Genomic DNA, 11666 nt, shown 5'->3' with positions numbered 1-11666 from the left:
AAATTGTTTGAAGTGGTTGTTTGTCGGGGATTTGCTATTTTTGTCACGATTCAGTCGGGCGATTCCCCGACTAAAATACATATCTCAGTCGGGATTATAAGGTTATTACTATTACTTATCGTCTATATTGGGCAGTAAGGCCGTAAATATTCCAAGTAAGGGTAGGAATGCGCATATTTGGTAAACCAGCTCAATACTGGTTAAATCAGCAACATACCCTAGTATAGCCGCACCTATTCCCCCATGCCAAAAGCAAAACCGAAGAATAAACCGGATACCATCCCAACTTTTCCTGGAATTAGCTCTTGCGCATACACCAGAATTGCTGAGAAGGCAGATGCCAGAATAACACCAATGATCACGGTTAAAACCCCAGTCCAATACAAAGAAGCGTAGGGTAAAACAAGGGTAAAGGGGGCAACACCCAATATTGACCCCCAAATTACATGCTTTCGTCCTATTCTATCACCAAGAGGGCCACCAATAATGGTGCCGGCGGCTACTGCGAATAAGAACACAAATAAGTGTATCTGGGCATTTTGTACCGAAATACCGAACTTATGCATCAGATAAAAGGTGTAATAGCTGCTGATGCTTGCCAAGTAGAAGTATTTAGAGAATATCAGCACCATCAAGATAGCTAAGGTGCTGATAACAGTCTTTCTGGGGAGCACTTTTGCCGATAAGATTTTTACTGGCTTACCATGAACGGCTCTTTGCTGCTGCTGATACCATTTACTGACTTGCAATAACACCACAATTGCCAGTAATGCCGCGAGTGAAAACCAGCCTACATTGCCTTTACCATAAGGTGCAATAAGGATAGCGGCTAATAGTGGGCCGAGAGCACTACCGAAATTGCCGCCCACTTGAAAGACTGATTGGGCCAGGCCATGACGCCCACCTGATGCCATGCGCGCTACCCGCGAGGATTCGGGGTGGAAGACCGAAGAGCCGGTTCCGACTAATGCTGCTGCCAATAACACTACTGGGAAGGTTGTGGCGACTGCGAGCAGTAAAATACCCGACAAAGTAAATCCCATACCCATCGGCAGTGAATAGGGTTGTGGGTGTTTATCGGTATAGAGGCCAATCAGGGGCTGTAATAATGAGGCGGTAAGTTGATAAGTCAGTGTGATTAGCCCAATCTGCGCGAAACTCAGTGAGAACTCAGCCTGTAATAGCGGATATATCGCCAGAATTAGCGATTGGATCATGTCGTTGAGTAGATGGGATACGCTGATAGCACCCAAAATAGAGAAAGAGGTTCGTTTTATCGTGGTTTTAACGGGAGCCTCGAATCCGGTATCAGAACGATCGGTCATAGTGAGTATTCGCCTAATAGTTTTAATGTTAATACTATGTTGGTAATGAATGCATATTATGCAGATCGGATGATTTTTACTACATCTGACACAATTTGATATATATTCCAAAGCGATGAAACTCGAGTATGTGGCATCAAGTTACATTGGAAACTGTGTCACAGTATCATCTTGATTTTTCATGCTATTGATCTATACCTCCTCATTATTACTTATTAAGCCAGTTCTTATCTGATGGCTTCTAACGACAACATGGAGATTTGCCATGCGTTTTTCATTACCGACGGCAGCATGTGCTTTGGCTGTATCGCTGGCGTTTGCACCGGGATGGGCGGGTGCTTGGGAAAAAGATAAAACTTATGATATCACCCTACTGCACACTAACGACCATCACGGGCACTTCTGGCAAAACGACCACGGTGAGTATGGTTTGGCGGCACAGAAGACCTTGGTTGATAGCATCCGAAAACAAGTTGCCGCACAAGGGGGAAGCTTGTTATTACTCTCGGGAGGCGACATTAATACTGGCGTACCGGAATCTGATTTACAGGATGCAGAGCCTGATTTCCGTGGTATGAATCTGGTGGGTTATGACGCAATGGCTATCGGTAATCATGAATTTGATAACCCGCTAAGTGTGTTGCGCCAGCAAGAGAAGTGGGCCACATTCCCTTTATTGTCAGCCAATATCTATCAGAAAAGTACCCAGCAGCGATTATTCAAACCTTATGCCTTGTTTGATAAACAGGGGGTGAAAATTGCGGTCATCGGTTTGACGACGGATGACACTGTCAAGATCGGTAATCCCGAGTATTTCACCGATATAGAATTCAAAGTACCCGCCATCGAAGCGAAGCAGGTGGTTGAACAACTGAGGAAAACTGAAAAGCCTGACATTATTATCGCGGCTACCCATATGGGGCATTACGATGATGGTAAGCATGGTTCTAACGCCGCAGGTGACGTAGAGATGGCGCGCAGCCTGCCAGCGGGCTATCTAGATATGATAGTCGGTGGTCACTCGCAAGATCCGGTCTGTATGGCCAGTGAAAATCATAAACAGGCTAATTATGTCCCAGGTACCCCTTGTGCCCCTGATCGGCAGAATGGCACTTGGATTGTTCAGGCGCATGAATGGGGTAAATATGTTGGCCGGGCTGATTTCACCTTCCGTAATGGTGAGTTAAAGCTGGTCAGTTACCAATTAATCCCGATCAATCTGAAGAAAAAAGTGGAAAAAGCTGACGGTATCAGTGAGCGAGTATTTTACACTCAAGAGATCACACAAGATCCCGGAATGCTGAAATTGCTGACGCCATTTGAAGATCAAGGTAAAGCGCAACTGGATATTAAAGTCGGCAGTGTAAATGGCAAGCTGGAGGGAGACCGCAATAAAGTTCGTTTCGAGCAAACCAATCTAGCGCGTTTATTATTAGCCGCACAAATGGAACGTGCTGGCGCAGATTTCGCGGTGATGAGTAGTGGTGGTGTTCGTGATTCTATTGATGCCGGTGATATTACTTATAAAAATGTACTTAAAGTACAGCCGTTTGGTAATACGTTGGTTTACGCCGATATGAAAGGCAGTGAGGTTGAGAAGTATTTGGCTGTGGTTGCTAATAAGAAAGTCGATTCAGGTGCTTATGCACAATTTGCCAATGTCAGCCTGGTGGCTGATGGTAACGGCGTTAGTGATGTCAAAATCCAGGGTAAGCCGTTAGAACCGAATAAAACGTATCGTTTGGCTACACTGAATTTCAATGCGCTGGGGGGCGATGGCTATCCGAAAATTGATACATTACCGGGTTACGTAAATACCGGTTTTATCGATGCCGAAGTCTTAAAACAGTACATTGAAAAGCATTCTCCGCTGGATGCTAATCAATATCAGTCCAAGGGCGAGATTGTTTATAAGTAGCTGCAATTAATCGGGATGACGTGCATTTTAAGAGGTGTGTTTCATCCTATTCTAAAGCCTGAGAAAATACCATTCTGGGCAATGGCCTCTCTCACTGGCAAGATTGAGGTATCAGGGGGAATCACCTTCCCAAGTTTTAAGGCATGATTGTTATATGAATGGGCACATATAGAAAGTGTCTTTTTTAGTTTACACAGTCCGAACTTTTGCTTGGAACCATTTTTACTATTTTTACCGAATACTCAATATCATTTCTATCTGGCAACGAGGGATGTATAAGTACATTCCAATAACCATCACTTGGTACTTTGATTTGTGCTGGAAAGTTAGCGAAAAAACCACCATGAAAAATACTTCCCAATCCCGAGCTATATTTTTCGTAGTCACGATCACTTAGCAGCATAATAATCGCGCAGTGTTCTCCGATGATTTTTATGTGGTCACCTGAAGAAGCAGATAATCGGGTGTGAGTATATTTCATAATGGGTTCCTTTTTGGGTAAAAAAAGCCCTTATCTCCGTTAGTTTGATAAGGGATGCCAAGTGGCCAACACCAGGGAAACATTAATATAGTTGTAGAGTAATACGTAAACACTGCTTTACCGTATGATTTAAGTCAAATATTTAATGAATTAATTAATTTTATTAATTTATAAATTATCTCGCTAATTATTTCCGCATATATAATTATAGGTGCGTGCAAGTTTAGAGGTTTTTTTCACCGGTAGTCTTTTCCTGTTTTAGCCCACCAGATACCCAATCAACGCCACACATTACTGCTAATGAGTGGCTGCACTGGCGGGGGCTGTTGTCATGCGTCTCTTGATGTGGGCAAAAAAAGCATCAAAGAACCTTGGCAACCTTATCGACCGCTTTGGCATTCGTCGGGGAAAACCAGATGAATAACTATCTGTTGACACTTGATGCTATTACCTGTGCGGTGATAACAGTCCGTTTATTTATATCCAGAAATAATTACTAATCGATCAATCTGTGTCAGCTTTACTTCACATTAATGTGTAATAATCAAAAATCCTCACTTAATATGAAAGGATGCATAATGAATCAGCAACAAGTCACAATCAATAAACTAGAAAAGAAACTACAAACGACAGCCAAGATGAAGAAATGGACATTTATTGGTGGGGCAGCAACGGCCAGTTTAGTCGTAATGGATTTTTTCACAAAGGAAACTAATGCGCTATATCTCCTGTCTCAGGTGTTGTTAGCGATATTTTGTTTTGTTTACAGCTACTATTTATCTCATCAGCATCGGATTATAACATCTGATCTAGATACTATTCAGGCAACAGTAAGTGACGAAACACAAGATGAAGTAAAAAATAATGCGATGTGATCGCGGTATTAGAAAATAATACACATCTAAGCCACTGGCCTTATAAGCCGGTGGCTTTTCTATTTAGGTATAGGCTGTGGCAACTCTTAAGGATCTATCCAATCAGTTGCCGTCGATAAAAAGGCAGACTAAAACAGTATATTGAAAAGCACTCTCCGCTGGATGCTGGACAGTATCAGCCGTAAGGCGAGATTGCTTATAACGAGTCAATAAACTCAGAAGTCTCCATTGGTCGTGGGGGCTTCTGATTGTTATTTTTTATTATTTACACACATTTCATTTGTTATCTAAATCAATCTCGCCTGGCGATATCGGCAAATACGCCTTGCAATAATTGGCATAAGTCTGTGGGTGCCAATTCAATATCCAAACCACGCTTTCCACCTGAAACGAATATGGTGGCATACCCTTGAGCCTGGCTGTCAATGATGGTGGGCAGGCGTTTCTTTTGCCCTAATGGACTGATACCGCCAACCAAATAGCCGGTGGTACGTTGTGCTAATTGGGAGTCTGCCATTTCGGCTTTTTTTGCCCCTAAGGCGCGGGCAACTTTTTTTAGATCAAGTTGAGCCGCAACGGGGGTGACAGCAACGGCCAGATTTTTAGCTTCACCATTGAGCGCAACCAGCAGCGTTTTATAAACCTGATCGGCATTAAGCCCCAGCTTTTTAACGGCCTCATCGCCAAAATTGGTTTCTGTTACGTCATGATGATAGTGGTGTAATGTAAACGGAACTTTTTGTTTTTCCAGCAAAATAACGGCGGGTGTCATAATAAATATCCAGGCAAAAATGAAAATCCATTCTAGTGGATTATCCTACACCTAATCATTGCGGCGAGGATAAAAATTAACCTAATAAAATCAATGTAATGTTCGCTAATCCACGGCTGATGATGAATGTCAGTTGCTAATCTAATCGTCAGGTTGTTACCCTGTACCTGCCGCTCATATTATCCGCAAGGAATGTGGGCGCTTAATAACTAAAATAATGAGAACTCCTCTTTGACTGGCCGATAGTAATATCGGTCATTTTTTTATCTTTGAAACTGATTACCGGGCTGCAGTAATACCGGGAGATTCCCTTCACCGTACAGATGCAGTGCGCCGACTGCGACCACATAACGCCCTGATGGCATCTGCTCAAGTTGTTGTTGCCAACGTTTATTGCGTTGAATCATTAGTACATCGTACAAATCATGGCTGAAGGTCGGGGCCAGTGTCGTCAGGTCATTTTCGGGATGATGTTCCAGCCACCAACCTATCATGGTTTGCAATAAGCGGGCGTTGGTGTGCCAGTGAGTTAAGGTATCGAGCAACAAAGACATACCGTTATCCGGTAGTGCCTCCAGCAAATCGACCTGCATTTGCGTGCCTTCCAGCTCGATAATCTTCTTTTTCTGCGCAGTGGCGGCTTTAAGCAATTGATAGTCGATGCCGTATTCGCCCCGCAATCCCAGGCGTTGAGCTTGCCGCGCCTGAAGCATCAACGCGACCTGCCACGCGGGGAGAAAAGCCATCGCCTGTGGGTCATTTCCCTGCTCTTCACAGCGTTGCAACAGTTGTTGATATTGATCTTCGGATAATCTGTCGATCAATGGCTCAGCGAGGGCGTGGTCGGCAAAAGGCGAGGCCGCTTCTGTGATATCGGCTTCTACAATCAATGCATCAGCCTGATTCAATTTATTCAGCAATGCGTGGGGGAGGGGGAACATACCTTCGGTTCCCATATGAATACTGCCGACCATATGGAAATGGCGCTCGCCAGGTAAGATAATATCCAAAGCCGGATAACTGTATGTCGTTGGCGTTAAGATTCCGAGAAATTGTGCGATGCGGCGTAATAATTGGCCCATGTGGTTCCCTTATTAGCATTTCCTACATGCTAAACGCTAAATGGCGCACAAGAAAGTGTTGTGCACCATTAGGTTATATTCTTTGTACTTGCAACCGCAGGGAGTTAGCTGCTCTGGTTACTCGGCCCATCCTTGGCTTACCTGCAACTCCAATGACGGGAGGGTTACTGTTTAGGTTTAAAACGCAGCAAACGGTTGGCGTTACTGACGACAGTTATGGATGATAGCGCCATCGCCGCGCCCGCAACCACTGGGCTTAACAATGTACCGGTGAACGGGAACAGAATCCCCGCCGCAATTGGAATCCCCAGCGCATTGTAGAAAAAAGCCCCCAACAGGTTTTGCTTCATGTTGCGCAATGTGGCTTTGGAAAGTTCGACAGCATCAGCAACACCGTGCAGGCTGTGGCGCATTAGCGTGATCGCCGCCGTTTCGATGGCGATATCACTGCCGCCACCCATCGCAATGCCGACATCCGCTTGCGCCAGCGCGGGTGCATCGTTGATACCATCACCTATCATCGCGACCTTGTGTCCCGCGGCTTGCAGTTGTTTGATAGCGTCTGCTTTACCCTCCGGCAGCACTCCGGCGATCACTTGATCGATACCGGCTTCTTTGGCAATAGCATTAGCGGTAATCGGATTATCACCTGTCAGCATCACCAGGTTGTAGCCCAACTTATTTAACCGTTCCAGTGCGCTGACACTGTCTTTACGCAATGGATCGCGAATTGACAGCAGAGCTGCCGGTTTACCATTAGCAGCCAGAATAACCGGTGTGGTGCCACTTTCTGCTTGTTGTTGCATCAATGATTGCAGCTCGTGGGTATCAATCTGCTGCTCTTCCAGCAGACGATTATTCCCCAGCAACAGCCTTATCCCTTCAATCTCACCACTGACACCCAGCCCACGCAAGGTACGGAATTGGCTAGTGGTTGCCAGCGTCATTCCTTCGGCTCGCTGTAAAATAGCGCGTGCCAGTGGGTGATTAGAGCCGGTTTCCAGTGCTGCTGCCCAACCCAGCGCTTGCTGTTCACTGATGCCATTGAAGGTATGAATTGCCACAACCTGCGGGTGCCCTTCGGTCAATGTACCGGTTTTATCGAACACTAACGTGTTGAGGTTGCTGGCTTGCTGCAAGGCATCCGCATCCCGTACCAGTACGCCAAATTCAGCCGCCCGTCCGACACCGGAGATAATCGACATCGGTGTTGCCAAGCCCAGAGCACAAGGGCAGGCGATGATAAGCACGGTGGTGGCGACCACCAGGGTATAGACCAGTTGAGGTTGCGGGCCGAAGAAATACCAAATCAGCCCGGCGATTACGGCGATCGCAACCACGGTCGGCACAAATACCGCCGAGATCCGGTCGGCCAGCTTACCAATTTCTGGCTTACTGCTTTGCGCCTGACGAACCAGCTTGATGATGCGTGCCAGAGTGGTTTGACTGCCGATGGCATTGGCGCGGAACAGTATCGAGCCATCCTGTACCTGTGTCCCGGCATGGACGACATCCCCCGCCGATTTCTGTTGCGGGATTGGCTCGCCAGTCAGCATGGCTTCATCCATCCACACTTCGCCTTGCACAATTTCACCATCAACCGGCACGCGGTCGCCGGTAGTCAAGCGCAAGGTCATGCCCAACTGAACCTCAGCCAGCGGGATCACTTTTTCACCCTCTTCGGTGACCAGGCGCGCAGTTGGCGGAGCCAAATCTAATAACCGTTCGAGCGCATTAGAAGAGCGTTGTCTGGCCCGTTGCTCCATAGCATGACCAAGGTTAATCAGGCCGATTATCATGGCACTGGCTTCATAGTAAAGATGGCGGGCTTCCATTGGGAAAACATCCGGCCAGATATTGACCGTAATGGAGTAAGCCCAAGCCGCTCCTGTCCCCAGGGCTACCAGTGTATCCATAGTAGCGCTGCCATTTTTCAGGCTGACCCAGGCATTACGATAAAAGTGACCACCGGCAAATACCATCACCAGTAGGGTGATTATCCCGACAATCAACCACGGAGTTTGAGTTTCCGGTGTCAGCGTCATGCTGCCACCGAATAACCCCCAGCCCATAAGTGGAATACCCAACAGCAGGCCCAGCGCGGCTTGCCACTGGAAACGTTTCATACTGGCTTGCGACATTTGTTGCTGGCGCTCGCGCCGCTCGCCTTCATCTTCAATTATCTCGGCACCGTAACCGGCCTTTTTGACCGCGTCGATCAAGGCTTCTTTGTTTTGATACCCGGTGACTAACGCACTGCGTTCAGCCAGATTCACGCGTGCCACCTGAACGCCATCGACACTTTCCAGTGCATGTTGTACTTTCGATACACAACTGGCACAGCTCATGCCGGTTAGTAATAATTGGACGCTTTCGTCATCATCAATGGGCGGTGTAGTCGCCGTTATTGTGCTATTGGCCGACTTATTTATAGCCGGAGTAGCATGAGAGGCCGCTGCCAGTGTTTCCGGCGAAGATGGGGCTGCATCAGTCAGCGGCTCAGATTTTGGGTATTGGGCACCTTGCAGTGCGGCGTGATAACCCACCTGTTCCACTGCTGCAATCAGCGTTTGTGCATCCACCTTGCCGTACACTCTGGCACTATCAATAGTGACATCAGCAGCAATCACTCCGGGTACGGCTTCCAGTGCTGTGCGAGTGCTCTCGGTGCAGTGACCGCAGCTTAAGCCTGAGAGCTGTAGCTCAACATCGGGTGTATGGGCTTCCTCTGCCTGATATCCGGCTTGGTTGACCGTATCGATGAGCGTTTTAGTCTTGGCTTCAGTGGTGACTTTGGCGTAGTGAACATTCACTTCAGCATGATGGACGTCTTCGCGATCCTCTAACGCGATTTTTACGCGTTTAGCACAATTCATGCAGGAAAGGCCGTGTAAGGCTAGTACGGTGGTTTGCAACATAATTAACTCCTTATCGAGTAACGATTTATCCGTTAATTTTCTCGGGATAAGCTTAGTTGGTCATCCCAGTCACCGCTGCTATCTGCGTTGATAATTGACTGATTCGTAACCTTTGGTTGTACAGGTTTTATTCCGCTTGACGGGTATCGTCATTTTCACTAATGATGGAGGTTAAACCTTCCTGCAAGGGGAAGGTCAAGGGGGAAATATGAACATTAGCGATATCGCAAGAAAAACCGGTTTAACCAGTAAGGCCATTCGTTTTTACGAAGAAAAAAAACTGGTGACGCCGCCTATTCGTACTGAAAATGGTTACCGCAGTTACACCTCCAAACACATTGAAGAGTTAACGTTACTGCGTCAGGCGCGGCAGGTGGGTTTTACGCTGGATGAGTGTCGCGAATTACTGGCTTTATTTCATGACCCGGCGCGCCACAGTGCGGATGTGAAAGCCGCGACGTTGCAAAAGGTAGCGGAAATCGAGAAGCATATTAATGATCTTAATCAGATGCGTTTGCGCTTATTAGCATTGGCAGAGGAGTGCCCAGGGGATGACAGCGCGGAGTGCCCGATTATTAATAACCTGGCTGGATGTTGTCATAAGGTGTGATAATAAGGCACTATTGCAATCAACATACTGAATTAAATCGTTTTATTTAATTGTGGCGTAAGCCGTCTTCATGGATTTGAATCCCAACGCGGCGCTGATTATCTGCCGGTGCCTTATTCGTGTTGATAAACCGTCGGATCTGCCACCGCTTCAGTTTACAACAGCGCCCTAATAAATCAGGGTTATGCCTTATATTGTGCCGGGAGTTGCCACTATAGGATCGACATAATTTAAGATTATTTTTTCCTTTTCAGGTGGTTTAGTTATGTTGACATTGACTAGTTATCTGCATGTTTTACTGAGAAAATTGGGCCTCCCCTTTTCCGAAAATATGGGTGATGACGGTATCTTTTCTCTGAAAGTTGATAATTTCACCTACCATTTCAAGGTGCGTGGTGAAAAATATTTAGTGATCTACTCTCTGGTTGACGCATCTGACACCATCGTCAAAGAGTGCATGTCAAACATCTTGGATATGAACCACTTCTCTGACGAAGAGCACTCACCAGTATTTGCTTATGATAATAGTGCCAGGCAATTCTTAATCTGGAATAGACAGAAAGCTTACGACATTAATGATGGAAGCGTGCTCCCTCAGTTAGAGGCAATCATGGCGGCTAATGAGGCGATCGCGACCCTGATAACACATGGTAAAAAAGAGTTAGATGCCGTGGTGTTAGGCATTAAGCCACAACATATGGGGATTCGCTGCTAATTGGTCCTCCACACTTATTCACACGTATATAATCGCGAAAAGTACTTTACTAAAGGATGTACGATATGCCAACAATCTCGCAGGTTCCGATACTGTCGCCTCAGGTTAAACAAGAGCTTAATCAGAGGCTTGAGGGTGGGAAGAATGAAAATACCGCAGCCGCTGTTAGTGCCCCGCTGAATGGCGAAATGCGTTCTGTCAGCGTGGCAGAAACCTCTAAAGAGGCGAAAAGCGTAGGCGAGGGAAGAAAATTTTTTTGGGCTTCTGTGACGGATTTCTTTAGCAGCATAAAAGATGCTTTCCTTAAGATGTTCAATCAGTCACCCGCAAGCAGCGTGAGTGAGACTACTCTTACCTCTGTGATGGATAAGCATGAGGCTGCGGTCGCACAAAACGAGGAAATTATTAGCATAATCAGCAAAAATAAAGCGTTTTTGGAGACCAAGGGGATCATGAGAATCTCGGCTGCAAAGTTAGAATTGGACAAACTCTCTGATGGCAAGAAAGGTTTGCAAGAAGCTACCGGGGTTGAGCTCGCAGCACTGTTTAAAAAGAATATCCGTGATCATATGTTACCAGGAGATATTAAAGCCATTGAGCAGATGTTTTTGGACAATGAGAGTGGTAAGGGTTTGCCATCCCTGAGCGATCTACCCAAAATGGCACAGGGTGCCATTGAGCTTGCCAAGAAAATTGCCGAACATAAGGTTGCAAACTCAATGCCTGAATCCAACCTGGCGACTGTGATTGCGCCTAACCTGATGTCTAACGATCTGTTGATGAAGACCATGTCGTTCAATACCTTCGTTGAAAAGCTTATCCTGCAGAAAGCCCCGGCAGAAAGCGTGATGCCTGACGGCGTAGCCGCTCAGCCAGTAGCATAAGGCTTGGCAGAAAGGGAGTGACCATTGTGGCTGCCCCTTCTCGCCATAGACCTCTACACAATTTGGCCAGAAAATCGCCTGACGAT

At 46.5% G+C, this 11666-nt stretch carries 9 protein-coding genes and 1 pseudogene; 5 read left to right on the top strand and 5 right to left on the bottom strand.

Translation table 11 applies throughout. The features are described from left to right. Positions 1-111: 111 nt before the first annotated feature. Positions 112-1325, bottom strand: a pseudogene (locus tag AT01_RS06860) (MFS transporter). A gap of 265 nt (positions 1326-1590) precedes the next feature. On the opposite strand from AT01_RS06860, the gene ushA reads away from it, so the two are divergent. Next, positions 1591-3243: a bifunctional UDP-sugar hydrolase/5'-nucleotidase UshA gene (gene ushA / locus AT01_RS06855; protein ID WP_042546600.1), complete on the top strand. Its 1653-nt coding sequence runs from the start codon at positions 1591-1593 to the stop codon at positions 3241-3243. Between the two features lie 184 nt (positions 3244-3427). Here the strand turns inward: ushA and AT01_RS06850 are convergent, their stop codons facing one another. Continuing rightward, entirely contained in the window at positions 3428-3724 is a 297-nt protein-coding gene (locus AT01_RS06850; RefSeq protein ID WP_042546599.1) for a DUF1883 domain-containing protein, read from the bottom strand. Between the two features lie 578 nt (positions 3725-4302). Here AT01_RS06850 and AT01_RS06845 point away from each other — a divergent pair. Further along, positions 4303-4599 (top strand): hypothetical protein, encoded by a 297-nt coding sequence (locus AT01_RS06845; protein ID WP_042546598.1) that lies wholly within the window; start codon positions 4303-4305, stop codon positions 4597-4599. Positions 4600-4891: 292 nt separating this feature from the next. Here AT01_RS06845 and ybaK read toward each other — a convergent pair whose 3' ends face one another. The 3 genes from ybaK to copA all read right to left on the bottom strand — a co-directional run bounded on the left by ybaK (position 4892) and on the right by copA (position 9371). Further along, positions 4892-5371, bottom strand: a complete 480-nt coding sequence (gene ybaK / locus AT01_RS06840) for a Cys-tRNA(Pro)/Cys-tRNA(Cys) deacylase YbaK (protein WP_042546597.1) — start codon at positions 5369-5371, stop codon at positions 4892-4894. 263 nt (positions 5372-5634) lie between these two features. Then, complete coding sequence (locus tag AT01_RS06835) at positions 5635-6453, bottom strand: TraB/GumN family protein (protein ID WP_042546596.1); 819 nt, start codon at positions 6451-6453, stop codon at positions 5635-5637. A 164-nt stretch (positions 6454-6617) separates the two neighbouring features. Next, a complete protein-coding gene (gene copA / locus AT01_RS06830) occupies positions 6618-9371 on the bottom strand; it encodes a copper-exporting P-type ATPase CopA (RefSeq protein WP_042546595.1) in 2754 nt (917 codons plus the stop codon). A 208-nt stretch (positions 9372-9579) separates the two neighbouring features. Here copA and cueR point away from each other — a divergent pair, with 208 nt between their 5' ends. The 3 genes from cueR to AT01_RS06815 all read left to right on the top strand — a co-directional run bounded on the left by cueR (position 9580) and on the right by AT01_RS06815 (position 11580). After that, positions 9580-9981, top strand: coding sequence for a Cu(I)-responsive transcriptional regulator (gene cueR / locus AT01_RS06825; RefSeq protein ID WP_042546594.1), 402 nt, complete (start codon positions 9580-9582; stop codon positions 9979-9981). Between the two features lie 265 nt (positions 9982-10246). After that, positions 10247-10696: a CesT family type III secretion system chaperone gene (locus AT01_RS06820; RefSeq protein WP_042546593.1), complete on the top strand. Its 450-nt coding sequence runs from the start codon at positions 10247-10249 to the stop codon at positions 10694-10696. Positions 10697-10761: 65 nt separating this feature from the next. Continuing rightward, positions 10762-11580, top strand: coding sequence for a Rho GTPase-activating protein (locus tag AT01_RS06815; RefSeq protein WP_042546592.1), 819 nt, complete (start codon positions 10762-10764; stop codon positions 11578-11580). Positions 11581-11666 lie beyond the last annotated feature (86 nt).

This window comes from Yersinia aldovae 670-83, assembly GCF_000834395.1.
GTDB lineage: Bacteria > Pseudomonadota > Gammaproteobacteria > Enterobacterales > Enterobacteriaceae > Yersinia > Yersinia aldovae.
Note: the sequence above shows the minus strand (reverse complement) of the source record. Positions and strands in the feature narration are given on the sequence as shown.